Annotated in this window: 16 protein-coding genes and 4 pseudogenes; 11 read left to right on the top strand and 9 right to left on the bottom strand. The window is 45.9% G+C overall.

Annotated elements, in window-relative coordinates; translation table 11 throughout:
* Position 1: 1 nt before the first annotated feature.
* The 3 genes and pseudogenes from JCM12259_RS13900 to JCM12259_RS04900 all read right to left on the bottom strand — a co-directional run bounded on the left by JCM12259_RS13900 (position 2) and on the right by JCM12259_RS04900 (position 3568).
* Positions 2–2019 (bottom strand): annotated as a pseudogene (locus JCM12259_RS13900) (alpha amylase C-terminal domain-containing protein).
* A 2-nt stretch (positions 2020–2021) separates the two neighbouring features.
* Entirely contained in the window at positions 2022–2468 is a 447-nt protein-coding gene (locus tag JCM12259_RS04905) for a NanQ anomerase/TabA/YiaL family protein (protein ID WP_025065629.1), read from the bottom strand.
* 14 nt (positions 2469–2482) lie between these two features.
* Complete coding sequence (locus tag JCM12259_RS04900) at positions 2483–3568, bottom strand: phosphatidylinositol-4-phosphate 5-kinase (protein ID WP_148299577.1); 1086 nt, start codon at positions 3566–3568, stop codon at positions 2483–2485.
* A gap of 132 nt (positions 3569–3700) precedes the next feature.
* Here JCM12259_RS04900 and kdsB point away from each other — a divergent pair.
* A pseudogene (kdsB, locus tag JCM12259_RS13895) lies at positions 3701–4443 on the top strand (3-deoxy-manno-octulosonate cytidylyltransferase).
* 193 nt (positions 4444–4636) lie between these two features.
* On the opposite strand, the pseudogene JCM12259_RS13890 reads toward kdsB, so the two are convergent.
* Together JCM12259_RS13890 and JCM12259_RS04885 are read right to left on the bottom strand one after the other, a co-directional pair.
* Positions 4637–5526: pseudogene (locus JCM12259_RS13890) on the bottom strand (glycoside hydrolase family 25 protein).
* A 62-nt stretch (positions 5527–5588) separates the two neighbouring features.
* A complete protein-coding gene (locus JCM12259_RS04885) occupies positions 5589–7229 on the bottom strand; it encodes a diphosphate--fructose-6-phosphate 1-phosphotransferase (RefSeq protein WP_025065627.1) in 1641 nt (546 codons plus the stop codon).
* A gap of 210 nt (positions 7230–7439) precedes the next feature.
* Here JCM12259_RS04885 and JCM12259_RS04880 point away from each other — a divergent pair, with 210 nt between their 5' ends.
* The 10 genes and pseudogenes from JCM12259_RS04880 to ccsA all read left to right on the top strand — a co-directional run bounded on the left by JCM12259_RS04880 (position 7440) and on the right by ccsA (position 17777).
* Positions 7440–7712 carry a hypothetical protein gene (locus JCM12259_RS04880; protein ID WP_025065626.1) on the top strand — a complete coding sequence of 91 codons (273 nt, stop codon included), beginning with the start codon at positions 7440–7442 and terminating at the stop codon, positions 7710–7712.
* Between the two features lie 6 nt (positions 7713–7718).
* Positions 7719–8288 (top strand): 1-acyl-sn-glycerol-3-phosphate acyltransferase, encoded by a 570-nt coding sequence (locus JCM12259_RS04875; RefSeq protein ID WP_025065625.1) that lies wholly within the window; start codon positions 7719–7721, stop codon positions 8286–8288.
* A complete protein-coding gene (locus JCM12259_RS17605; RefSeq protein WP_309546403.1) occupies positions 8285–8902 on the top strand; it encodes a hypothetical protein in 618 nt (205 codons plus the stop codon). The genes JCM12259_RS04875 and JCM12259_RS17605 overlap by 4 nt, the downstream gene beginning before the upstream one ends.
* Positions 8899–10977 (top strand): golvesin C-terminal-like domain-containing protein, encoded by a 2079-nt coding sequence (locus tag JCM12259_RS13885; RefSeq protein ID WP_309546402.1) that lies wholly within the window; start codon positions 8899–8901, stop codon positions 10975–10977. Before JCM12259_RS17605 ends, JCM12259_RS13885 begins: the two co-directional genes overlap by 4 nt.
* Positions 10978–10994: 17 nt before the next feature.
* Positions 10995–11305 (top strand): annotated as a pseudogene (locus JCM12259_RS13880) (DUF8442 family protein).
* Positions 11295–13241: a YgiQ family radical SAM protein gene (locus JCM12259_RS04860; RefSeq protein WP_025065624.1), complete on the top strand. Its 1947-nt coding sequence runs from the start codon at positions 11295–11297 to the stop codon at positions 13239–13241. Before JCM12259_RS13880 ends, JCM12259_RS04860 begins: the two are co-directional and overlap by 11 nt.
* 302 nt (positions 13242–13543) lie before the next feature.
* Positions 13544–14146, top strand: a complete 603-nt coding sequence (gene nrfH / locus JCM12259_RS04855; RefSeq protein ID WP_025065623.1) for a cytochrome c nitrite reductase small subunit — start codon at positions 13544–13546, stop codon at positions 14144–14146.
* A 26-nt stretch (positions 14147–14172) separates the two neighbouring features.
* A complete protein-coding gene (gene nrfA / locus JCM12259_RS04850) occupies positions 14173–15660 on the top strand; it encodes an ammonia-forming cytochrome c nitrite reductase (RefSeq protein ID WP_025065622.1) in 1488 nt (495 codons plus the stop codon).
* Positions 15661–15738: 78 nt separating this feature from the next.
* A complete protein-coding gene (locus JCM12259_RS04845; protein ID WP_025065621.1) occupies positions 15739–16992 on the top strand; it encodes a cytochrome c biogenesis protein ResB in 1254 nt (417 codons plus the stop codon).
* Positions 16989–17777, top strand: a complete 789-nt coding sequence (gene ccsA, locus JCM12259_RS04840; protein ID WP_025065620.1) for a cytochrome c biogenesis protein CcsA — start codon at positions 16989–16991, stop codon at positions 17775–17777. Before JCM12259_RS04845 ends, ccsA begins: the two co-directional genes overlap by 4 nt.
* An 814-nt stretch (positions 17778–18591) precedes the next feature.
* On the opposite strand, the gene JCM12259_RS04835 is transcribed toward ccsA, so the two are convergent.
* From JCM12259_RS04835 to pyrG, 4 genes are read right to left on the bottom strand one after another with little or no spacing between them, the layout of a single operon-like run.
* The gene (locus JCM12259_RS04835; protein WP_025065619.1) at positions 18592–20010 is read right to left on the bottom strand and encodes an MFS transporter; all 1419 of its coding nucleotides are present in this window, start codon (positions 20008–20010) and stop codon (positions 18592–18594) included.
* Positions 20011–20057: 47 nt separating this feature from the next.
* On the bottom strand, positions 20058–22217 hold the full coding sequence (dpp5, locus tag JCM12259_RS04830) for a dipeptidyl-peptidase Dpp5 (protein ID WP_025065618.1): 2160 nt from the start codon (positions 22215–22217) through the stop codon (positions 20058–20060).
* 9 nt (positions 22218–22226) lie between these two features.
* A complete protein-coding gene (gene yidC, locus JCM12259_RS04825) occupies positions 22227–24107 on the bottom strand; it encodes a membrane protein insertase YidC (RefSeq protein ID WP_025065617.1) in 1881 nt (626 codons plus the stop codon).
* A gap of 1 nt (position 24108) precedes the next feature.
* Positions 24109–25716: a CTP synthase gene (gene pyrG, locus JCM12259_RS04820; RefSeq protein ID WP_025065616.1), complete on the bottom strand. Its 1608-nt coding sequence runs from the start codon at positions 25714–25716 to the stop codon at positions 24109–24111.
* Between the last annotated feature and the right edge of the window lie 398 nt (positions 25717–26114).

Here is a 26114-nt window from a genome sequence, read left to right as displayed (position 1 = left end):
ATCAATTCTTTTTTAAGACAACAGCCGAACGTGCCGGAATGTAGAGTTTGAGCCACTCCTTGCGCACATCTGAGTAAAGCGGATCATAATTGGTGAGATGCGTAACCGCATCATCAGCCAATCCGTTGCCTCCGAAAACTTTTGCATCGGTGTTCAAGACCACGTCGTATGCCCCGATCGGTACCAAGAATCCATAATCGGCATATGAATGTGTGGGACTGAAATTAAACACAAAGATCAGATCGCCGCGCATGAAAGCGAGGATTTGGTCGCCGTCATTGTGCCAAACTTCTTGTACGGGTGTTTTGTTAAAATCTTTTTCACTCTTGATTACGCCGAGCATTGCACGATCGAATTCACCGAGATAATGATAGTCTAATTCGAGATTATCTACCAAATTCCATTGTCTTCGGGCATATTTATAACTCCATCCGTTGCCCTCGCGTGGGAAATCGATCCATTCGGGATGTCCAAACTCATTACCCATAAAGTTGAGATAGCCACCGTTAATGGCTGCTGCCGTGACAAGTCGGATCATTTTGTGAAGGGCAATGCCTCGATGAACGAGATCGTTTTCGTCGCCTGTTTTAAAGTGCCAATACATATCGGCATCGATCAGACGGAAAATGATGGTTTTATCACCCACGAGTGCCTGATCGTGACTCTCACAATAAGAAATCGTTCGTTCGTCGGCACGCCGATTCTTTACCTCCCAGAATATGGAACTCGGCTTCCACGCTTCGTCCGGAAGTTCTTTAATCGTCTTGATCCAGAAATCAGGAATGTTCATCGCCATCCGATAATCGAATCCCATTCCACCATCGACGAATTTGGCTGCAAGCCCCGGCATGCCGCTCACTTCTTCGGCAATTGTGATCGAATGTTTGTTGACTTCATGTATTAAGAGGTTGGCCAACGTGAGATAACAGATGGCGTTATCATCCTGATGACCATTAAAATAGTCTCCGTAGTTACAGAATGCCTCGCCGAGTCCATGACTATAATAAAGCATTGAGGTGACGCCGTCGAAGCGAAATCCGTCGAAATGAAACTCTGTGAGCCAGTATTTACAGTTGGATAACAGGAAATGAATGACGTCGTCTTTACCATAATCAAAGCAAAGACTATCCCAAGCAGGATGTTCGTGGCGATCGCGGGATAGAAATATTGATTGGGATCACCGGCAAGATTTCCTAAACCTTCGACCTCATTCTTAACAGCATGCGAGTGAACGATATCCATGATAACCGCAACACCTTGCTGATGGGCAGCGTCAATGAGCGCTTTCAGCTCCTCGGGCGTACCAAAACGAGACGAGGCAGCAAAAAAGGAGCTGACGTGATAGCCGAAACTGCCATAATAAGGATGTTCCTGAATGGCCATAATCTGAATGCAATTATAGCCGTCTTTCACAATACGCGGAAGTATGTTGTCCTTAAACTCTGTGTAGGAACCGACTTTCTCGGCATCTTGTCCCATACCGATATGGCATTCATAGATGAGCAATGGAGAAACGTCGGGCTTAAAACGCGACTTCCTCCATTTGTAAGGTTCGGGATTCCAAACCTGTGCCGAGAAAATCTTTGTAGCCTCGTCTTGTACCACACGACGACACCAGGCCGGGATTCGCTCACCTTCTCCTCCGTTCCAATGCACTCGCATCTTATACAGATCGCCGTGCTTCATCGCTTTCTCAGATAGTTTCAACTCCCAGTTTCCAGTTCCTTCAATGCGCTTTGCACGATATTTCACCGTCTCACTCCAATCATTGAAGTCACCGACAAGATATAGCTCTGTGGCATTTGGTGCCCATTCACGAAACACCCAACCACGAGCTGTCTTATGAAGTCCGTAATATTCATGCCCATTAGCAAAATCACTGAGCGTTTTCTTACCATTTCTCGTGAGTTGATTCAACTTCCACAGCGCATGATCATGACGCCCACGAATGGCATCTTCAAACGGTTCGAGATAACCGTCATTCATTACCAGTCCAATATGTTTCTGCTTTGTTGCCATGGTTATGCTTTAATTTTAAAGATTGCTTTATGAAGATCGCTTTCTTGCGAAATGCAAGGTGCGTGTCCTTCATTCGGGAAAAAGATCGTGAACATGCCGGGGCGTGCTGACAAATAAGTTTGAGCGGGAATACCGGGATAGATAGAGAAATCGTCCTCGGAATGATATTCTGCCTCGGGAAGAGCAATCGCGGGCGTGTAACCAAACGTCTCATCCGCATTAAAACAGATGGCAATATCGATCATTCGTCGGTGAGATTCAAGCACGGCTTCTGCCTTTGCTTTCCCTTTAAACTTCGCGATATTGACAAAGAGGTCGTCGCCCTTGATAAGATGTTTGCCAAGCGGCATCCGTTCTACATCATTCGAATGAATAAAATCAATGACATCTCTGAACAAAGGATTTAGAGAGAAATACTTTTCGAGATGGTCTAATGTGTCAATAATCATAGTCGTATTGTTTTTTAATCTATAAATCGTCTGCCGGAATCATAATGTCCGCGTGCTGTAATCTTTCCGTTTCGGTCTTTTTCCACAAACTTTCCGTCACGTCGATCATTGAGATAAGAGCCTTCAAAGCGATTTCCGTTTTTGTCTTCTTCGATTGCCGGCCCATTGCGCTTACCTTTTTTATATTGTCCTTTGAATTTAGAGCCGTCGGCATAACGAATAATCGTTTCACCGTCTATAGCTCCCCGAACAAAGTTTCCTTCGATAACATCACCCTTTTTCAATGTCCAAAGACCAAGACCTGATTGTAAATCGTTTTTCCATTGACCTTTGTAGACGTCGCCATTTTTCAAGACCAAGGTTCCTTGTCCGTCTTTATCACCATCTTTAAACTGGCCGATATAGCGATCTCCATTGGCAAATTTGAAGATTCCTTCGCCCGTTCGTTCGCCCTGAACATAGTCGCCTTCATAGACATCGCCGTTTTGAAACTTATAGATTCCTTTTCCATTCTGAATATCCGACTGCCATTCGCCTACATAAACATCGCCATCGGCATAGCGATTTGTTCCTTTTCCCGAGCGTTGGTTGTTGGCCCACATTCCGTCGTACGTCGTTCCGTCGCCCCAATCAAAGAAACCGCGTCCCGATTTCTGATCATCTTTCCAATCGCCTCGATAATAGGCACCGTTTGAATAAGTGTATTTTCCTTTTCCTTGACGCTTATCCTGATGCCAGTTTCCTTCGTATCGATCGCCATTATAATAATACATAATGCCGTGTCCTTGCTGATAGTCACGAAACCAGAGGCCTACATACTTATTGTTATTCGAAAAATAAAACGTGCCGCGACCATGTTGCTGATCCTGAAACCACTGTCCTTCATATTTTTCGCCATCTGAGAATGTGTAGATCCCATATCCTTGACGACGTCCCTTGACGTATTCGCCCTCATAGACATCGCCATTTTTATAGAGCGTTTTCCCTTTTCCCTCCGGCTTCCCGCTCATCATCTCGCCCTTATATTGTCCTCCATCTTTCGTCGTACATGATCCCAAGGTGATCTTTTGGGCATGGACAACAGTCGGAAACAACAACATTAATAAAAGAAATATCTTATTTTTCACTGTTCTGCGCTGTTTTTAATTCAGCCCAAAAGTAATAAAAAATCTGCGACAGGCCAAGAGGTATTAGTAAAATTTAGTATCTTTGCTTGCATAAATGCATAAAATATGAAATTTATAGGCATCATTCCGGCTCGTTACGCATCATCGCGCTTTCCGGGAAAACCATTGGCCTCACTCGGTGGAAAAATCGTTATTCAAAGGGTTTACGAACAAGTGGCCGCAATTTTGGAACATGTTTGTGTAGCTACAGACGACGAACGAATCCTAAACTCAGTTACGGCTTTTGGTGGACAAGCCGTGATGACGTCGCCCCATCACAAGAGCGGGACCGATAGAATTGCAGAAGCCGTTGAGAAGATTGGCGGAGATTATGATGTCATCATCAATATTCAGGGTGACGAACCGTTTATCCAATCCTCGCAAATCAAGACGCTCTGCCGCTGTTTTGACGATCCCGATACGCAGATTGCCACGCTTGGTAAACCATTTTCAACCATTGATGCCGTGCAGAACGTCAATTCACCGAAGATTGTTCTCGACAACAAAGCTACGCCATGTATTTTTCTCGCGCTGTCATTCCCTTTATCCGCGGTGTGGATCAAACCGGATGGCTTACTCAGTATCCATTCTTGAAACACATTGGCATTTATGCTTACCGTGCTTCCGTGCTCACCGAGATTACCCAACTGCCGCAATCATCTTTGGAGTTGGCCGAAAGTCTCGAACAATTACGGTGGCTTCAGAACGGATATAAGATTAAAGTAGGGTTGACCGAGGTAGAAACCATCGGTATTGACACGCCTGCCGATCTGCAACGTGCAGAAGATTTCTTGCGCATTCATCAATAATAAATTAGTGCATGCACTGTTTTGAATTAGTGCATGCACTCTTTTCGATTAGTGCATGCACTGTTTTGAATTAGTGCATGCACTCTTTTCGATTAGTGCGTGCACTCTTTTCGATTAGTGCGTGCACTCTTTTAAATTAGTGCATGCTCTGTTTTCGATTAGTACATGTTCTGTTTAAAATAACATCAGGATGTTAGTTATCCTCCGTATCCAACAAACTTGGAGTTTTATGTTCGTGTGAACCGATGGTGAGCTTGCGTAAATCGTAATACGAACCGTTGTAAATATTAAAATCAACATAGCCTTTGATGCCCGGAAGACGACCCGCATCGGTATGTTGCCAAAACTTCCACTTCCCCTTATATTCCACTTTATCGACGTAATAATGGGCTATCCAATAAGGGTAATCATCAAAAACGGGAGCACTGAGATAACTCTCCTTAAACTTGTAATAGGTATAGATAATAGGCTTTGCGTGATATTTGTCTTCCACAATGTGCAGCCACGTGAGCACATCTCGCTGAAAATCTTCAACAGATCTGCCTTTGGCTTGTGTTCAATATCCAATACCGGTGGCAAATCCCCATCTTCCAAGTGCACCTGTTTGAGGAAATAATAAGCCTGTGAACGTGCCGATGACTTGTTACTCCAAAAATGATAGGCTCCTCGAATGAAACCATACTCGCGTGCTTGATAGAAGTTATCGTTGAAGTTTTCATCCAATTGACCGGCCCCTTCGGTTGATTTCACGATAATAAAACGTAGCGGATTACCCTCGATTTGTGCGTGTTGAAGAGCATCCCAATCAATGGTACCTTGATAATGAGAGATATCTATACCGTGAATTTCATAGCCTTCTGGATAGCGAGCATCGCCATATAGCGCGCGCCAACGAAACCCTGTGGGTCCGACAAAGAACGAATAAAAAGCCCATATATAAATGACGACAATGCCGATACCGCCTACCCACCAAGCCCAACGGGGATAACGGTGCAGAAAAGCAGGCAGAAACGAGGAGCGATGACGCGCTGATCGCTTGTGTCGGCGATAGGTTCGCCGGGGCGTTCGACGTGCAGAAGACATCCTAATAAATGCGTTTTGCCAAAGGTTCAACACTCAGAACCTTTGGCAAAACAATGCAATCATTATTGTTGTTCGAGTTCGAGCGTGCGCGTTGTACGGTCGCACACTGCCGCAGGACCCCAATACTGTATCGGACCGGGATAAATAAAACAGGTTTCTTTAGCCCATTCGTCGCGCAGACGAGCAAACTCACGGAAAGGTGCACCATCTAATTCGACAAGCGCCTTACGTATAACGGGTTTCATCTCGCCACTTCGGCGTTCCATATTCATCATCATCGTAATAGGTACACCGCCTGCTTTCCACTCATCAGTAGGCGCCGTCGTATTCTTAACAATGGCCATATAGCCGGTCTTTCCATTGGCAATGAGTTGCGCGGCACTTACACCTAAGGCATAACAATAGTCTGCATCGAAGTTAGATGGTGCTGCGCAGCGTCCCTCATAACCGAAGAAATGGTGCAACGGAGCAAACTTTCCGTCGAACTTTCCATCCTTTTTCCAGGCTACAAGTTTTGCTTCCACCATATCAGAGAGCAGTCGTTCGGTTTCAATCAACGACACCTGAACATTGCCGTGTGGATCGCGATCGAGCGAAAGCTGACGAGCTACACCTTCGGGAAGTGTTGCAAAAGTCTCGGCATTCTCTTTACTCAGATGTGCAAGAATGTAAGCGCGCTGTGCTTCTTTGTCAAGGTCTTTGTAATCGGCCCCGTGAGCGGCCAGCAAATCATTGAGTTCGCCAATCAGTCTACCAATAGAGGGGATAAACTCTATCAATCCTTCGGGAATCAAAACCACGCCGAAGTTCATTCCCCGACTTGCTCTGTCGGCCACGGCCGCAGCAATTTGCTCAACGATTTGGTTGAGTGTCATATCTTTCTGTTGCACTTCCTCAGAGACGATGCAGACATTCGGCTGGCATTGCAGCGCACACTCCAAAGCGATGTGAGATGCAGATCGTCCCATCAACTTGATGAAATGCCAATACTTGCGAGCCGAATTACAGTCGCGTTCGATATTACCGATCAACTCTGCGTAAGTCTTCGTAGCTGTATCAAACCCGAAAGAGGTTTCGATCTGATCGTTTTTCAGATCGCCATCAATGGTTTTCGGGCAGCCGATTACTTGCACACCACACTTCTTGGCAGCATAATATTCGGCCAAAACACAGGCGTTGGTATTCGAGTCATCACCACCGATAATAACGATGGCCTGTATATCGAGCTTACGAATAATCTCTAATCCCTTCTCAAACTGATCTTCTTCCTCCAATTTGGTACGTCCGCTACCGATCATATCAAATCCGCCGGTGTTGCGATAATCGTCGATGATTTCGGAAGTCAATTCTATATAGTTATGCTCTACCAGTCCACCAGGCCCCATCAAAAAGCCATACAGGCGATTGTTCGGATTAAGTTTCTTCACCTCATCGAATATTCCGCAAATCACATTGTGTCCACCGGGAGCCTGACCTCCACTCAAAATAACACCCACATTCATCGCCTCGTGGTTTGCCTCATTACCGGGAACAAACTCAACCAACGGCATTCCGTATGTGTTCGGGAATAATTTCTGAATCTCTTCGCGGTCGGAGACACTCTGTGTCGGCGCTCCTTCTTTCACCTTTACTGCACCCTGAAGTCCCTTAGGAAGCTTAGGCTGATAAGAGGAACGTTCTTTTTGCAAAAGACTTTTTTTCATTTTACCTTTTTGTTTATTATAGAGAATTATTTTGTTGTTATCAAATCGGCTCTCCTGTAAAGCCTTGCAAATATACGATAAATCTGCGAGACGAGGAAGTCTTTCCGTAAGAAAACGGACATTTAAGCGTATTTTTTCATGCGAAAAGATGTTACTTATCATTTTTTTTCCTATCTTTGGACGGGATTTAACAACTAAAACAATACGATTATGACGAATAAACGAGATTTAAAACGCACGATCAATTATATTTGCAGCGACTTATTTGCAGAGTGCGTTGGGGCTTCTCTATATAATGGGACACCCGAAAAGGATAACGTCGAAAGCCTACTCACCTCTATCATTAGCACACATACGGATTTTATCCGCCGTATTTCACATCCTGAACCAGGGATGCCGCAACGGCAATATTACAAAAATCTGATCGCAGAATTCAACGGACAGGTGTCTGAAATCATTGATCAGATCGGTAATTTGAATTGATAACGCATGTGGAAAAAGATTTGTAGCTGGCTATTATATAAATGTATGGGCTGGTCAAAAACCGTCAACCAGCCTCATCCCGACAAATATATCATCTGTCTTGCGCCTCATACGAGCAACTGGGACTTTGTAATCGGACTGCTATATGCGCAGGCTGAAGGATTGGAAAGCAACTTTCTGATGAAAAGAGAGTGGTTTTTTTGGCCGCTCGGCCCCATTTTCCGCCATTTGGGAGGCATCCCCGTGTGGCGCAGCAAACACACAAGTATGACCGACAACCTGGCCGATGAGGCTGCGAAGAACACTCGTTTTCATCTTTGTGTCACGCCCGAGGGAACCCGTTCATTGAATCCCGATTGGAAAAAAGGCTTCTATTACATTGCACTAAAAGCTCGAATCCCCATTTTGCTATATGGTGTCGATTACAGCAAAAAGCACATTCAGTGCACCCGAACACTGATTCCGACAGGTGATATCGATAACGAAATGCGAGAGATTAAACTTTATTTCAAGGATTTTCAAGGCAAACGTCCAGAGCGTTTCACCACTGGCGAAATCGGCAAGGAGGGCGAATGATGCGGACAAAAGGACTGGTCTTCATCTTGCTTTGTAACAGCCTTATTCTCAATATGTATGCAAGGGCGTTGCAACCAACGGTTAAACGCTCTGCAACGAATGCTTTTTCACAAGGCAACCAACCGTTAGTTGCCGTGCAAAAAGATGCTTCTGATAATCAGGGTATATATAGGATGTGGGGAGACATAGAATACAAGGGCGATCCGTGGGTGCGAAATGTCTCCCGTCCTAACACCATTACGCACGGTCTCTACAATCGACACATTGCTTTATGGGCCAGTCACGGCCGATTTTACAACGCCAAAACCGGAGCGTGGGAATGGCAACGCCCTAACTTGTTCGGCACTAATGAAGATCTGTTTACACAAACCATCGTCGTTCCTTATCTGATTCCAATGCTGCAAAATGCCGGTGCCGTGGTTTTCACACCACGTGAACGAGACTGGCAGAAAAATGAAATCATCGTCGATAATGATGGAAATACAGACGCTTCTGTCTATACCGAGACAACTGCAAAAGATATTTGGCGATCTACAAACACACGAGGTTTTGCCCAACACGCGGTGCTTACGCCAACGGAGAGAATCCTTTCGAGGCGGGAACTGCACGAATGACGAAAACGACAACCAAGGAACGCAACACCAGTGAAATCGTTTACCGCCCACAGATACCCGAAGCTGGCCGCTATGCCGTGTATGTGAGCTACCAAACGGTTGCCGGAAGCATTTCGGACGCACAATACACAATATTCCACAAAGGCCAAAAGACGGTCTTCAAAGTCAATCAACAGATGGGCGGAGGCACATGGGTGTATCTCGGAACATTTGATTTCGACCGTGGCTGCAATCCTTATAACCAAGTGGTTTTGAGCAACAAATCGTCTCAACATGGCGTAGTAACAGCTGATGCCGTGAGATTTGGCGGCGGAATGGGTAACATTCAGCGAGGCGGCGACATCAGCTGTCTGCCTCGTTCGTTAGAAGGCGCCCGCTATTACGCCCAATGGGCCGGCGCACCTTACAGCGTCTATAATACCAAAGGCGGTGAAGACGACTATGGAGACGACATCAACGCGCGATCGAATATGGTGAACTGGTTGGCCGGCGGATCTGTTTTCGTGCCATCATTAGAGGGGAAAGGCGTACCGTTAGAGCTATCTCTGGCCGTACATAGCGATGCCGGCTTTGCCGAAAACGGCACTTCACTCGTTGGCTCGTTAGCAATCTGCACGACCGATTATAACGACGGACGCCTGAATACTGGTATTTCGCGTATGATTTCACGTGATTTCGCTGACGCGCTTTTATCTAATGTTACCCGCGATATTCGTCAAACTTATCATGATTGGGCCCGAAGAGATTTGCTCGACCGCAACTATTCGGAGACACGCAACCCTGAAATACCTTCCGCCATATTAGAAACAATGTCGCACCAGAACTTTCCCGATATGCTGCGCGGGCAAGATCCGAACTTCCGTTTCACATTAGCCCGCTCCATATATAAAACCATTCTGCGGTTTATCACAACCCAACACGGTCAATCTTACACCGTTGAACCGCTGGCACCGACCGACTTCGCCATCGCGTTTGTCGGCAAAAACAAAATCAAATTGAGCTGGACAGCCGTACAAGACTCGTTGGAACCGACAGCCAGCCCCACTTCCTATAATGTTTATATGGCCACTGGAACAGGTGGTTTTAACAACGGTCGGCGAACGAAAAGGCCGTCGCTAACACTCGAATTGGAGCCCGGTGTACACTATCGATTTAAAGTTACGGCCGTCAATCGCGGCGGCGAGAGTTTCCCGACAGAGGTTTTGTCTGCCGTTTATCGGTCGAATACGGCAAAAACAATCCTTGTCGTCAATGGATTTCATCGTCTTTCAGGTCCCACCGTTATCAATACGGAGTTCGAACAAGGTTTCGATCTTAACCGAGATGCAGGCGTTTCAGAGGGTCTTACAGCCGGTTGGGCCGGTGCACAGCAATGCTTTGACAAGTCGTGTATGGGTATTGAGGGGCCCGGCGGATTAGGATTCGGTGGCGACGAAATGGCCGGCCGATTCGTGATGGGCAATACTTTCGATTACGTTGCTACACATACGGAGGCCATTGCGAGTGTTGCCCGCTACAATGTCGTAAGTTGTTCGAGCCGAGCCATCGAATCAGGTAAAGTGCAGATTGGCACCTATCCCTGTGTAGATCTGATCTTGGGATTAGAGAAATTCACACCAAGCGCATTGCGGTTCTATAAAACTTTCACACCCAAAATGCAAAAAATACTGCGTGCCTACACGCAGAAGCACGGCCGACTGCTGGTGAGTGGAGCTTATCTGGGCTCTGATCAGACAAATACGAACGGTGAACGCTTTCTTGCAGAAGTGTTGAAAGTAAAGTTTTCGGGTACGAATCGGCTCGACACATTACCTTATATAAAAGGTATGGAACAAGAGTTTGAAATCTATCAGGCACTCAATGACAAGCATTATGCTGCCATTGCACCCGACATTTTAGAGCCATTGACACCCGCCTATTGCGCTTTGCGCTACCAGAACGAGCAGAGTGCAGGTGTCGCTTACGATGGTTCAGACTATAAATGCTTTACAATGGCCTTCCCGTTCGAGTGTATCCGATCGCCGAAAGTGCGAAACAACATAATGAAAGGTATCTTGACTTATTTACTAAAATAATATTTCATACGATTATGATTTATAAAATTCAAGCCAACACATCCGGAACAAGGAATATAGAAGTGACTGATGAACATTTGGAAAGTATCGAGAAATATGCCTTATTGCGTAATCTCATCGACAGTAACGGTATTATCGACGAAGCGTTTTAGACAAATTGAAGTTTAATCTGCGATCGCTGTTAGAGTCGGATGAGGGTAGAGACAAGGCACTTCTTGACCTTTGTCTTGACGTGATATACAACAGCAATATGAAAGCATTCGGTCTTCACCAACTCGTTTTACTCTATATTGATTGGAAATCTAAGCAAAAGACTGTTGGAGAATAAACAAGACACGGTCAAACTCACCGATTTTTTGCCTACAACCAAGAAGGAATGTGAGCTGAGAGGATGGGATCAGTTAGACATTATCTTGTTCTCGGGCGACGCCTACGTAGATCATCCCTCATTCGGAGCAGCAGTTATTGGGCGCTGTTTAGAAGCTGCGGGCTATCGCGTGGCCATTGTTCCGCAACCCGATTGGCACGGCGACTTTCGAGATTTCAAGAAGCTGGGACGCCCACGACTGTTTTTCGGCATCTCGCCCGGCTGTATGGACTCGATGGTCAACAAATATACGGCCAACAAAAGATTACGGAGTGAGGATGCATACAGCCCTAACGGACGACACGATTGCAGACCGGAATATCCCACAATCGTGTATAGCCGTATTCTGAAACAACTGTTTCCCGACGTTCCCGTAGTGCTCGGTGGCATCGAAGCTTCGATGCGACGTCTCACACATTACGATTATTGGCAAGACAAATTGCGCCGATGCATCCTTTGCGATGCCGGTGCCGATCTTATCCTTTACGGTATGGGCGCCAAGTCGATACTACAACTCTGCGAAGATATTGCTGCTGGTCGATCAATCAACGAGATTCACGACATCCCGCAAACCGTGTATTTGGCTCGTGAAAAAGACATTCCCAACGGAATTACCGAAGCCGACATTGTGCTCCATAGTCACGAAGATTGTTTGCAGAATAAGCGTTTCGAGGCAGAGAACTTCAAGCATATTGAAGAAGAATCGAACAAGATTCACGCTCAGAGACTCTTGCAAAAGGTAGGCGATGTTTATGCTGTTGTCAATCCACCCTACCCCACTCTCACGTCAAACGAGCTCGATGCATATTTTGATTTGCCTTATACAAGACTCCCCCATCCCAAATATCGAGGTAAGACAATACCTGCTTACGAGATGATTAAGTTTTCCGTGAATATCCATCAAGGATGTTTCGGTGGTTGTGCATTCTGTACCATCAGTGCACATCAAGGCAAATTCGTGGTTTGCAGAAGCAAAGAGAGCATTGTAAACGAAGTGAGAAAGGTGACGATGATGCCTGGTTTCAAAGGTTATTTGTCTGACCTTGGCGGTCCATCCGCTAATATGTATGGAATGAAAGGTCGCAATCACAAGGCTTGCGAGCACTGTAAACGTCCCTCGTGCATTCATCCCGAGATTTGTCCTAACCTCGACACCGATCACACCAAGCTGTTAGACATCTACAAAACCGTAGATGCATTGCCTGGTATTAAGAAGAGTTTTATCGGCAGCGGCGTACGTTATGATCTGCTGTTGCACAAAAGTAAAGACGAAAAAGCTAACGAATCGGCCCGCCGATATACGCGTGAATTGATCAGAAATCACGTGAGTGGTCGGCTCAAAGTAGCCCCCGAACATACCAGTGACACTGTACTCCGCTTGATGCGAAAACCTTCTTTCAAACAGTTTTACGCTTTCAAGCAACTCTTTGACAAGATTAACGCCGAAGAAAACCTACGTCAACAACTCATCCCTTACTTCATTAGCAGTCATCCCGCGTGCAAAGAAGAAGACATGGCAGAGCTTGCTATCATCACTAAAAAACTTGACTTTCATCTCGAACAGGTACAAGACTTTACACCAACACCGATGACAGTCAGTACCGAAGCGTGGTACACAGGTTATGATCCTTACACTCTCGAACCTATTTTCAGTGCCAAGACACCACGTGAAAAGCTGGCTCAGCGCCAATTTTTCTTTTGGTATAAGGCAGAAGAACGCCGAAATATCGAACGAGAACTCCGCCGTATCGGTCGTGCAGACTTGATCCCCAAACTTTATTCGAGCAAAAATGTTGGAAAAAAGACAAATAATCGCACATTCGACCATTCCAACCTTCAGAAATCGAGACACAATAACGGGCGACAAACAGGCCACAGTAGTCGCCGCGTTGAATAGTTCTGCGCCCCGCAGAAAATGATGGGACGCATTTCGGAGACAGGGAGATAGACACCATAGTGGATTCATATAATCATGCCATACAGACATTTACAGAATGCTCCATGAACTTCATACGCATGGAAAAACTCTATCTCAATACACCCATAATTTGTCTCTTCACTGCTTTTGATTAATTCTATTCTTTCGGTTAAAACTCTACTTCGAAAGGGAAATGCAACCCGTAAATGCAAAAAGTGAGAAGTTTTTACACGACATTTCATTTTTTATAACTACCTTTACACCATCCAACACAAAAGCCGATGAAAATTCGTCAAATTATATCTATCAAAGATGCCCTCACTTACAAGCAAAAAATAGCGCTATTAGTGATGGCCGGTGTTGTTGTAGGTTTGGGCGGTCTCGCCGCTTACTTGCTTCGCATGCACACATATCTTGCCGACGATCCCTCGGCATGTGTCAATTGTCATATCATGACACCTTATTATAATACATGGGCACATTCTTCCCATGCTCGCAACGCCACATGTAATGACTGTCATGTTCCCCACCAAAACATCTTCATGAAGTATTTCTTCAAAGGAAAAGACGGTATGAACCACGTGGCAAAGTTCGTTACTCACGCTGAAAGACAAACGATCCGCGCAGAAGAGGCAAGTGCCGAAGTCATCATGGATAACTGTATAAGATGTCATCAGCAACTGAACACCGAGTTTGTAAGAACAGGTCGCATCGATTACATGATGGCGCAACGCGGAGAAGGCAAGGCCTGCTGGGACTGCCACAGAGATGTTCCCCATAAAAAGATGAACTCTCTATCGTCCACACCCGATGCCGCTTCGCAGACTCCCCTACCCGAATCACCCACGCCCCAGTGGCTTCAAAACATGATGAATCATAAATAAAGAACAAGAAAATACCGGAAATAAAGATGGAAAAGCATTTAAAACGTTGGCAAGGATGGCTGTTGTTCGGAGGTTCGATGGTCGTCGTATTCCTGTTAGGTCTCGTAGCGTCCTCCCTTTTGGAACGTCGCGCAGAGGTAGTAAGCATCTTCAACAACAGGAAAAACATGTTTAAAGAAGACATTGTTGCACAGAACGAGAAGTTTGCAGGCGACTTTCCACGCGAATACGAGACATGGAAAGCAACTGAAGACACCACTTTCGAGAGTGAGTTCAACGGCTCGCAGCATAAAGACGTTCTGGCACAACGCCCTGAAATGGTCATTCTCTGGGGTGGATATTCCTTCGCTTTGGATTACAAGTCTCCGCGCGGACACCACCATGCCATAGAAGATATGCGCGAAATCCTGCGTACCGGAGCACCGGGCGTAACCCCTGGCGACGAGCCACAGCCCGGAACATGCTGGACTTGCAAAGGTCCCGATGTGCCGAGACTGATGAAAGAGAAAGGTGTAGCCAACTTCTACAAAGCAAAATGGAGCCAATGGGGACCTGAAGTCATGAATACCATCGGCTGCTCCGACTGCCACGATGCCCGCACAATGGAGCTGCGACCGTCACGTCCTGCACTGTATGAAGCCTGGAAACGCAGGGGCTTAGACGTAAGCAAAGCCTCTCATCAGGAAATGCGCTCATTGGTCTGTGCACAATGCCACACGGAATATTACTTCAAAGGCGATGGAAAATATCTCACTTTCCCACAAGACAGTGGATTAACGGTTGAGAATATCGAGGCATATTACGACAAGACAGGCTATTATGACTATATTCATCAGCTGAGCAAGGCACCCATTCTGAAAGCACAACACCCGGGTTATGAACTTTCAAAGATGGGTATTCATGGTCAGAGGGGCGTTTCCTGTGCCGATTGTCACATGCCTTATATCTCTGAAGGAGGAGTGAAATACTCCGACCATCATATCATGAGCCCGCTTGCCCATATCGACCGCACATGTCAGACCTGCCACCGAGAAGATGCCGAGACACTCCGACAGAACGTCTACGAACGTCAACGGAAGTGCAACGAGATACGTAATCGGGTAGAGAAAGAACTGTCCACCGCCCATATAGAAGCTAAATTCGCATGGGATAAGGGAGCCTCGGAAACAGAGATGAAACCCATCCTTTCGCTATTGCGCAAGAGTCAGTGGCGTTGGGACTTTGCTGTAGCCAGCCACGGTGCCTCTTTCCATGCTCCGCAAGAGGTGATGCGCATTCTTGGCCACAGCCTCGACTATGCGCATCAAGCACGCCTTCGCCTCTCTAAAGTGCTGGCACATCACGGATTCTATGGAGATGTACCGATGCCCGACATCTCCACCAAGGAGAAAGCATGGGCTTACTTAGGCATTGATGGCAAGCAGAAGATGGCCGACAAAAAGAAATTCCTTCAAACGATAGTTCCCAAGTGGATACAGGAAGCCAAAAAGAAAGGCCGTTTTATCACGTTATAATTCAGTAAGAAATACCGGCATGTGGGGACAGCATACACACTGTTCCCGCATCTGTTTGTAAGAAAGCCAATCAATATGATGTGGATGCAACCATGGAAGCTCAAAGAGGGCTTCGCTATCGGCTTAGGACTTGTACTCACAGGCCTTATGCTGCAATGGAGCGTAGGACCTGTTCAATGGAAATTATTTGCTTTTCCGCTCAACCTCCTTGCACTCGTTTTTCTCCTTCTCATAATAGGTGTCGTCTATGCGCTACGCAGCAAAGTCTACGCCTTCCGTTTCCTTTCCACTTATGCTGCGGCCGTTCCCGCCCTCTGCTGGGCTGTCTTTCTGACTGCCATCATGGGCATTACGCGTCAAGTTCCCACAGGTCATGCCCCCGTCGATGTACTTGGCTTTACCGATATGCTCAGCTCATGGCCGTTTGTTTTGGTCTATTTCTGGTTGGTCATCCAGCTGGGTGAACTCATCGTAGACCGTCTTTTTCGGTTTACGTGGCGTGATATTCCTTTTTATCTGAACCACCTCGGCCTATTCATCGTCATGGTTTCTGCCACTTTAGGCAGTGCCGACATGCAGCGTCTCAAGCTCAACATCAACATGGAAACACCCGAATGGCGTGCCGTTGATGACCAAGGAAAAGTCCATGAGTTGGCGTTGGCTATACAACTCAAACGCTTCCGCATCGACGAATACCCCCCGAAACTCATGCTCATCAACACGAAGACCGGTCGCGAAATACCCGAACGAAAGCCCTACACTTTGCTTGTAGACAGCACTTTCAAAGGGGGCGACATCTTAAAGTGGCATTTCCGCATATTGAAACGCATCAAATGGGCTGCGCCGGTCATGACCCGCGACACGACTAACTACGTTTCTTGGCCTTCGTCCGGTGCCTCTTGCGCCCTTCTTGTAAGAGCCACCAAACGCCAGACAGACAGCAAGGGGCATGCTCAAACCCTCCTCCGGCAAGGATGGGTCACATGTGGCAGCTATCTGTTTCCCTATCAAGAGCTGAAACTCGACGACAAAGTAACGCTCGTTATGCCGGAGCGAGAACCCGAACGCTTTATCTCCCGCGTGGAAATACTCACCAAAAGCGGCAAACGCATCATGACCGACATCCTTGTGAACCAACCTTTTGAACTTGAGGGATGGAAGATTTATCAGCTCGATTACAACCGCCAGATGGGGTGCTGGAGCGATACCAGCGTGCTCGAATTGGTCTCTGACCCGTGGCTGCCTTTGGTATATACGGGCATTTATATGATGTTGGCGGGTGCGTTGTGCATGTTTATCATTGCTCAAAAGAAGAGAGGAACAGAGAAATGACATGGAATGACTTCATCTTTTTTGCCCTTCCGGCAGTTCTGTGCTGGGCTATCGGGGCATTAGCGGCATGGAAAGGCCGCACAACAGCTGCCTATGGAGGTACCATAGCCGGTCTTTTGGTCTTTTTCGCTTTCATCATCGGCATGTGGATAGCACTCGAACGTCCTCCGCTTCGCACCATGGGCGAGACCCGTTTGTGGTACTCTTTCTTCCTTCCTCTTGCCGGATTGATTGTCTACAGCCGCTGGCGTTACAAATGGATTCTCACGTTCAGCACCGTATTAGCACTTGTTTTCATTTGTATCAACCTTCTCAAGCCCGAGATACACAGCAAGACTCTCATGCCCGCCCTTCAAAGTCCGTGGTTTGCCCCTCATGTCATCATCTATATGTTTGCCTACGCCATGTTGGGCGCAGCTGCTGTCATGTCGGGTTATCTCTTGTTTTTTGCCAAACGTTCCATGGGCGAACACGAGATGGAAATATGCGATAATTTAGTGTATGTCGGTCTTTCATTCATGACTATAGGCATGCTTTTCGGGGCACTTTGGGCTAAAGAAGCATGGGGACACTATTGGGCGTGGGACCCGAAAGAGACATGGGCAGCCGTTACTTGGTTCGCCTATCTGGCTTATATCCACTATCGGTTAGGACAGCGGCACAGCTATCGTCCCGCCCTCTGGATGCTTCTCGTCTCCTTTATCTTACTGCAAATGTGCTGGTGGGGCATCAATTACCTGCCGTCTGCACAGGGAACGAGCATCCACACCTATAATTTAAGCTGATTCAGTTAGCCGAATTCGTCTTACCCAGCGATTCTTCTCTATCGTCAAGCAAGATGGAGTCACGTTCTTCATTATTGCGTATTCATCTTGACGAAAATATGGAACAGGAGCTCTCAGATGATTTTCATCTGGCCATAACGAGACGGCTCTCTCCAACAGCTGCTGAAAGCTTCAAAACGGGAAAAACAATGTTTCAGCAGGTGATGACGAGCAAAAAAAGACGATTTCTGCGTTTCAGCGGGTGCTGAAAGTCTCAAAACTGCAAAAACGACGTTTCAGCAGGTGATGACGAGCAAAAAAAGACAATTCCTGCATTTCAGCAGATGATGAAAGCTAAAAAATGAAAAAAACAACATTTCCCAACTTTGGGATACTCAGAAAATGAAGAAAATGGCGTTTCCCAATTTTGGGAAGCCGCAAAAACCATAAAAACAACGTTTCCCAACTTTGGGAACACAAAAAACGGGTGAAAGGAGCGTTTCCCAAACTTGGGACGCAAAAAATCGTAAACTAGGGAGCGCTCCCACATCCAGTTTAACTATATGACTGATGCGTTACCAAATCGCACTTCTTATATCGGCTACGATTATGATTACCAAATCACTTCGCCCCATGCAGGATCGGCAGAAAAGTTCGTCTTCGGCTTTTGGATCGTAGGAGGTCTCTTTTTGACAGTTGAGGACTGGGGGTGTTGGTTTTCTGAAAAAACTTCTGTATAGATTGTATAAGAAAAAGTGGGCCGTGCTTCAAAATTCTTTCGCCTATTGAAACACAGCCCACGCTGTTGGCATTCGCCGAAGCGGCTTGATGATTTTTAATCGGCTGTTATATTGGGTGCTTCAAGCCCATAACCTTTCTTCTTGTCCAAAGCTTTAAGCGCGAAGCCAAGGAGCAAAGCCATGACGCCTAAGGAGGCAAAGACGCACATCGGAACAGTGTAGTTATATTGTAACGGATCGGTTATGCCAGGATTGGATGCACTTAACACCGAACCGATAATCATCGGGAAAGCATATAGCCCGATGTTTTGAATCCAGAAAATCAAGGCATAAGCCGAACCGATGAGCTTTTCATCGATAAGCTTAGGAACCGAAGGCCAAAGGGCTGCGGGCACAAGCGAGAATGAGATTCCGAGCACAATAACAGCTGTCAGGGTGATCATGACGCTCTGTGTTGCTGGTACAACGAAAGCAAATACGAGGTGACATATAATCATCAGGATTGCTCCCAGAATAAGCATGGAAGCTCCTTTACCTTTATGATCGAGATAGTTGCCGAGGAACGGCGTTACAGCGGCAGCACCAAGCGGGAAGACAAAGAACACTAGTCCAGCATCAGCCGCAGAGAAATGCAGGTTGCATTGCAACATATTGATGGCGTATTTCTGGAAAGGGAATATCGCCGAATAATACAAAACACATAGCAGGGCCACGAGCCAAAACACTTTTAATGAAAGGATTTTACCGATATCGCTTACTTTGAACGGATCATCTTTTTCTTCTTCAACACCTTGTGCATCGAGTTTCTTATCCATAAAACCGTAAACGATGAAGCAAATCAGACCGATACAGAGCAACACCAGCTCGAAAGCAACGGGGCGCGACACGCTGATCGGTTTGATAGCAGCAAGCGCCGGAGATGCAACGACGACAACAGCAACACCGACACGGGCAATGGCCATCTCGATTCCCATAGCCAAAGCCATCTCTTTGCCTTTGAACCATTTCACAATACCGCGCGAAACAGTGATGCCCGCCATCTCTGCTCCACATCCGAAGATCATAAATCCGATGGCAGACAACTTGGCTGATGCCGGCATTCCGGCATAGAATGGAGTAACATTCCACCACGCTTGAGGCAAATTCAATGTGTTGGTAAAGAATGTTTCGAGGCTGCTTCCTACAAAGAAGTCGCTCACGGCATAGTAGTTAATTCCCGCACCGAGAACCATCACCGCTCCTGAAAGAACTGCCGTGAAGCGCACGCCCATCTTATCGAGAATGATTCCGGCGAAAATCAGGAAGAAGACAAACACATTGAGGAAAGGTTCGGAACCTGCATAATGACCGTAAGCAACAGGATCCCACCCACGTTGTGTCTGCAAGAATTCCTGTAACGGAGAAAGAATGTCTACGAAAATGTAGGCAAAGAACATCGCCGAAGCGAGTAAGATTAACGCAGTCCAGCGCCATAACTTTGAGTCGCTGAGTTTTGTTTGAAATGTTTCTACCATTTGAGTTTATTCGTTTTTAAGTTTATAAGTTTCTGAATCGGTTAGTTTTAATTCTTGAGCCACTGATCGAGCCAACCAAAGAATGTGCGTTGCCACAAGATTCCATTCTGCGGCTTCAAGACCCAGTGGTTTTCATCCGGGAAGAGAAGCAGTTCTGCCGGAATTCCTCGCATCCGTGCAGCATTGAAAGCACCCATACCTTGGTTGGCATTGATACGATAATCTTTCTCACCGTGAATGCAAAGAATGGGTGTATCCCACTTATCCACAAACTTATGAGGGCTATTTTCGTATGTCTTCTTAGCATTGACACTCATATCTTTATTCCAAAACGCATCATCGTATTCCCAATTGGAGAACCACACCTCTTCTGTATCGGTGTACATCGATTCGAGATTGAAAGCACCATCGTGGGCAATAAACGCCTTGAAACGTTTGTCGTGATGACCTGCCAAATAATAAACAGAGAAGCCACCAAAAGATGCTCCGACACAACCTAACCGTTCTTTATCCACAAATGGCAAATTATTGGTAGCATCATCGATAGCAGAAAGATAATCCTTCATACACTGACCGGACCAATCTCCCGATATTTCTTCAAGCCATTCTGCGCCGAACCCCGGTAAACCGCGCCGATTCGGTGCAACGATAACATATCCATTGGCTGCCATTATCTGGAAATTCCAGCGATAACTCCAAAACTGACTGACGGGACTTTGCGGTCCGCCCTCACAAAAAAGCAAGGTAGGATATTTTTTATTGGCATCGAAATGAGGCGGCAAAATGATCCACACCAGTTCTTGTTTACCATCAGTAGTTTTGACCCAACGCTGTTCTACTTTGCCGATAGCCAACTGATCAAAAATATGTTTATTTTCATCTGTGATCTGCATAACGGTCGATTGCTTCTCCTTTTTAGTCGGTGTTACCAGGAAAAGATCATCGGGATGCGAAATACTGTGCCGAGTCGTGAGCAAACGATTCGTATTTCCTAACATTTGAACACTTCCATAATCGTTCCATCCATCAGTCAACTGCTTTACCTGACCGTTCAAATTGGTTTGATAAACATTGATACAAGCGTGCCAAACACCGATAAAATAAAGCGTTTTAGCATCCGGAGCCCAGCAATAATCATCTACATTCGAGTCAAAACTTTCTGTTACATACTTCTTATTACCGTTGGCCAATGTGTAAATACACAGTCGATTGCGATCAGACTCATACCCATTGCGTGCCATACTTTGCCAAGCCACATACTTACCATCAGCAGAAAACTTGGGATTAACATCATAACCCACATTCATATCACTGCTCTGATGATTCACAGCCTGTGCTTTCATTGTTTTCGTTGCATTGATAGCAGGCTCCTTATAACCATCAGGCTTACAGAGATTCTTCGTTTTGCGCGTATCTATATTATATAGATAGATATCTGCATCGGTTGAGATAGCATATTGCAACCCCTCTTTTTTACGACTGGTATAGGCGATCATCTTCGAGTCCGGACTCCAAGCCAATTGCTCAACACCGCCAAACGGGGCCATCGGACATTCATAAGGCTCACCGCCTAAGATATCAATTCCCTCACCGATACCATCGGTCGTAACATCGGCCAAGTAAGGATGAGCAATAGACTGAACGTAATGGTCCCAGTGACGATAGTTCATATCCGTGATCAACATCCCCGTAGCTAATGGCAAATCATCAGGATTGGCTTTGATTGTTCCGGTATAAGGGATAGACTTTATCAGAATAACGTACTTCCCGTCGGGTGAAAACTTATAACCTTCGATCTCTGTTGCCGACTTAGTCAATTGTCTGCGATCGGTTCCATCGGGATTCATCGACCACAGTTGACCACCTGTCAGGAATGCGATACGCTTCCCGTTCTCCATCCAGGAGGCATCAGTCTCGCTTTTATCAGAAGTTGTCAGCAACTTCTGATTCTTACCGTTGGCATCGATTATATACAAAACCTGATGTCCTTTGTTCTGTTTTACGCTGTAATAACCCACCTGATAAACAATGCGTTTACCGTCGGGCGATGCTGCCGGATTGCTTACACGTCCCATTGCCCATAAGGCTTCAGGCGTCATCAGATCGCTTTTCAGCGTAATGTTGTTCTTACCGATCATTGTCTGTGCCTTCATTTGTGATATGCCCATCATCAATGCAGCTACCACCAGTACGATTGCTCTGTTCATAAGATTTATTTAGTTTTTCCGTTTTCGTTCCAAATCTTGGCGCTTCTTCTGCAATTCCATCTGCTGTTCCTGCATTGCTTGAAGCCGTGCAGCCAATCCGCCGAGCTTTTTCGGATTATTTTTATTCTCCTGATAACGTGCTTCGAGAATGCCGAGCAATTTCCGGTCGTCCGTCGTCTTACGTAAAGCCCACATAATGGCTGCCGAGAAGAACAACGAGACAAAATAATAGAAGTTGAGTCCTGAACTGTAATCATTGAACATAAAGAAGAACATCACGGGCATTAAATACATCATCCACTGCATCATCTTCATTTGTTCGGCCTGCTGTCCCACCATCTGATCCCGCTGTTGCCGCATCGTCATCATCGAATAAAGCACGTTAGCCGCACAGAACAAGATACACGTAAGTGACAAGTGATCACCTATCAGCCAGATATTTTTATTCCATTCAATAATGGGATCATAAGTAGAGAGATCACTGATCCACAAGAAACTCTCTCCTCGGAGTTGAATGGCATTGGGTACGAAGTTGAACATTGCGATCCAAATCGGCATCTGGATAAGCATCGGCAGACAACCCGATAACGGACTTACACCGTATTTCGAGTACTCAGCCATCATCGCCTGCTGTTTCTGCATTTGGTCTTCAGGCTTGTTATATTGAGCTGTTGCCGCATCCAATTTAGGTTTCAGCACACGCATCTTGGCCGAACTCATATAGCTTTTTTTCACAAGCGGATAGGTGATTGCTTTGAGAAGCAGAGTAATCAAAATCAAAACAATCCCCATATTGATGTTCAAACCGGTGAGCCAGTCAAAGACATAGAGGGTAAACCAGCGATTAATGATACGGAAAAGCGGCCAACCTAAATAAACGAGTCGCTGCATCTCTAAATCCTTACCGAAGTGAGACTCTTTCTCAACTCGCTGTAACAGCCGGAAGTCATTAGGTCCGTAATAGAAATCAAATTCAGAAGGCCTCTTGCCGGAAGGGTCGAAAAGCGTCTTCATCTTAGCCCTGTATTGTTTCAAGTAACCCGAACCTTTTTCCAGGGGAATACTTGTCATCAGTGCATTCTGGCTGAAATCAGTTCTCGAAATCATTACAGCTGAGAAGAACTGATTTTTAAATGCCACCCAATCGATCTTTTCTTTGACTTCCTCATCTATCTTTTCAGAACTTTCGTTCAGATAATCCGTCCCACCTTCTGTCTCGTGATAAGTGAGCGAAGCATACCGATTCTCAAACGTAAACCCCTTTTCCTGCTGGCGACATTTATCTTGCCAATCCACATTTAACGTCGTATTGTCAGGCGAAAAGAGACCGGCCATACCTTGAACGGACATCTTTAAATGCAGCATATAGTCCTTGCCCAAGGTGTAAGCCAATATGATGCCCTTCCTGTCAGCAGTCTGTGCCGTGAAAACCACGGTCGAATCTGTAACGGACGAGGGCTGAAAATACAAGTCTTGGGTCGAGATATTAGCCTCTTTGGCCACGAATGTATAATTCAAACTTTGATCTTTGCTGTCAAAAAGTGTAACGTCTGGATTCCCGTTCTTGTCTTTGAATCCTTTAATAACAGCTTTTTCTACGGTCGCTCCCTTGGTATTCAGCGTCAGTTCTACCTTACTATTTTTCAGAACGACATTCGCTGCCTTGCCTTGCAGCGATGTATAAAACAGGGATGAAGTGTCTTTCGGCAACTGCTGTTCTGTTTTCGCCCGCTTCTCTACGGCTGCCTTCTGTTGTTGTTTTACTGCCTGTGCAATGGAATCCTGCTTGAAAGCTGCCGCTTGCTGTTCTGCCGAAGGTTTAGTCCACCAACTGAAACCGATCAATACCACAGCTATCAATACAAATCCAATGATATTATTCTTATCCATTTTACTTTTTCTTGTTTTCTATTGCTGTTTTAACGAAATCCACAAACAATGGATGGGGCTTCAAAACAGTACTCTGGTATTCCGGGTGAAACTGTGTCCCGACATACCATTTCAATCCGGGAATCTCTACAATCTCCACAAGATTGCTCTCGGGGTTACGACCCACACACTTCATTCCGGCTCTTTCATACTCTTGTTGAAATTCGTTATTGAACTCATAACGGTGACGATGGCGCTCCTGAATAATACTTTCCTTATACATATCGAATACGCGTGAACCTTGCTTCAAAATACACTCATAAGCACCCAAACGCATCGTACCGCCCATATTCGTTATGTTTTTCTGTTCTTCCATAATATCGATGACATTATGTTCGGTCGTCTCATCTATTTCACGACTGTTGGCATCATCATAGCCCAAGACGTTACGTGCAAACTCGACTACCATCATCTGCATACCCAAACAAATGCCGAATGTGGGAATATTGTGCGTACGAGTATAGTGGGCAGCAATGACTTTCCCTTCGATACCGCGCTGCCCGAACCCCGGACAGATCACAACACCGTCTAAACCCTCTAACTTTTCGGCCACATTTTCGCGCGTAATCTTCTCTGAATTGACAAAAACCAACACCGTTTTATGGTCGTTATAAGTGCCCGCCTGTGAAAGACTCTCTCGGATACTCTTATAGGCATCCTGCAAGTCATATTTACCCACGAGCCCGATACGCACTTCCTCGGTGGCTTTAGCTCTTCGTTCCAAGAAGTTTTTCCACGGACCAAGACCTGGTTTTGCGTCGATGGGCTCACCAATCTTCTTCAATATAGCCACATCAAGCCCTTGATTCTGCATATTGACGGGCACTTCATAGATACTGGGTAGGTCTTCGCTCTGAATAACACAATCGAAATCAACATTACAGAACGCTGCAACTTTCTTCAATATACCATCATTGAGATGCTTCTCCGTGCGCAACACCAAGATGTCCGGCTGTATTCCGATGCTTTGCAGCTCTTTCACACTGTGCTGGGTAGGCTTAGTTTTCAGCTCCTGAGCCGCTTTCAGATAAGGCACATACGTGAGATGCACACAGATAGCATCCTTACCCAGTTCCCATTTCAGCTGTCTGATGGCTTCTAAAAACGGTGTTGACTCAATGTCTCCTACCGTTCCGCCTATCTCGGTGATAACAAAATCATAATGATTCTTCTTTCCTAAGAGCTTAACATTACGTTTAATCTCATCCGTGATATGCGGAACCACCTGAATGGTTTTTCCTAAATAGTCGCCGCGTCGTTCTTTATCGATAACGGCTTTATAGATACGGCCCGTCGTAAGCGAGTTAGCTTTGGTGGTCTGGATGTCGGTAAAGCGCTCGTAATGCCCCAAGTCAAGGTCTGTTTCCATACCGTCAACGGTGACATAACATTCTCCGTGCTCATAAGGATTGAGTGTTCCCGGATCAATATTGATGTAAGGATCGAATTTCTGAATCGTAATGTTGTAGCCTCTTGCCTGCAAGAGTTTACCGATAGACGACGAAATGATTCCCTTTCCGAGTGAGGAGACCACGCCGCCAGTCACGAAAATGTACTTTGTTTCTGCCACGATGTCTATTATGTTATTTTGAGTTTCAATTCGAGCAGCATGCTATATTCCGTTGCATTGCCGCTGATGGATTACAAGATGCAAAGATAATGAAATCTGAATGAACGACAAAGAAAACCATTTATTTTCCTTTCCCATCATGCAGAATACTCCTTGTGTGTAGAGTCAGATTAATCGCTCATTAAAGAATTATTTTCATCCATCTCTTGCACATTTAGAAATTATTACTTACCTTTGCCCCCAGTTTTGACAGTTCCTGTCGCCTCCTTCGCCTCCTTCCGCCCCCTAAGTTAGGGGGATGGGGGTCTGAACAAGAGAGACTGATCAAAAGGATCAAACGAGAATATGATTAAACAAGCAAATATAAACAGCAGCAGCACGATGCAAAAGAACACCAA

This window comes from Hoylesella enoeca JCM 12259, assembly GCF_000613405.1.
GTDB classification, from domain to species: domain Bacteria; phylum Bacteroidota; class Bacteroidia; order Bacteroidales; family Bacteroidaceae; genus Prevotella; species Prevotella enoeca.
The sequence above is the reverse complement of the archived record's forward strand: the minus strand, read 5'-3'. Positions and strand labels throughout refer to the sequence as shown.

Bases quoted from the DNA above. Each gene is read 5' to 3' on its own strand.
- JCM12259_RS04905 (WP_025065629.1), bottom strand. From the start codon at position 2,468: ATGATTATTGACACATTAGACCATCTCGAAAAGTATTTCTCTCTAAAT.
- JCM12259_RS04900 (WP_148299577.1), bottom strand. From the start codon at position 3,568: ATGTTGTTGTTTCCGACTGTTGTCCATGCCCAAAAGATCACCTTGGGA.
- JCM12259_RS04885 (WP_025065627.1), bottom strand. From the start codon at position 7,229: ATGAAAAAAAGTCTTTTGCAAAAAGAACGTTCCTCTTATCAGCCTAAG.
- JCM12259_RS04880 (WP_025065626.1), top strand. From the start codon at position 7,440: ATGACGAATAAACGAGATTTAAAACGCACGATCAATTATATTTGCAGC.
- JCM12259_RS04875 (WP_025065625.1), top strand. From the start codon at position 7,719: ATGTGGAAAAAGATTTGTAGCTGGCTATTATATAAATGTATGGGCTGG.
- JCM12259_RS17605 (WP_309546403.1), top strand. From the start codon at position 8,285: ATGATGCGGACAAAAGGACTGGTCTTCATCTTGCTTTGTAACAGCCTT.
- JCM12259_RS13885 (WP_309546402.1), top strand. From the start codon at position 8,899: ATGACGAAAACGACAACCAAGGAACGCAACACCAGTGAAATCGTTTAC.
- nrfH (WP_025065623.1), top strand. From the start codon at position 13,544: ATGAAAATTCGTCAAATTATATCTATCAAAGATGCCCTCACTTACAAG.
- nrfA (WP_025065622.1), top strand. From the start codon at position 14,173: ATGGAAAAGCATTTAAAACGTTGGCAAGGATGGCTGTTGTTCGGAGGT.
- JCM12259_RS04845 (WP_025065621.1), top strand. From the start codon at position 15,739: ATGTGGATGCAACCATGGAAGCTCAAAGAGGGCTTCGCTATCGGCTTA.
- ccsA (WP_025065620.1), top strand. From the start codon at position 16,989: ATGACATGGAATGACTTCATCTTTTTTGCCCTTCCGGCAGTTCTGTGC.
- JCM12259_RS04835 (WP_025065619.1), bottom strand. From the start codon at position 20,010: ATGGTAGAAACATTTCAAACAAAACTCAGCGACTCAAAGTTATGGCGC.
- dpp5 (WP_025065618.1), bottom strand. From the start codon at position 22,217: ATGAACAGAGCAATCGTACTGGTGGTAGCTGCATTGATGATGGGCATA.
- yidC (WP_025065617.1), bottom strand. From the start codon at position 24,107: ATGGATAAGAATAATATCATTGGATTTGTATTGATAGCTGTGGTATTG.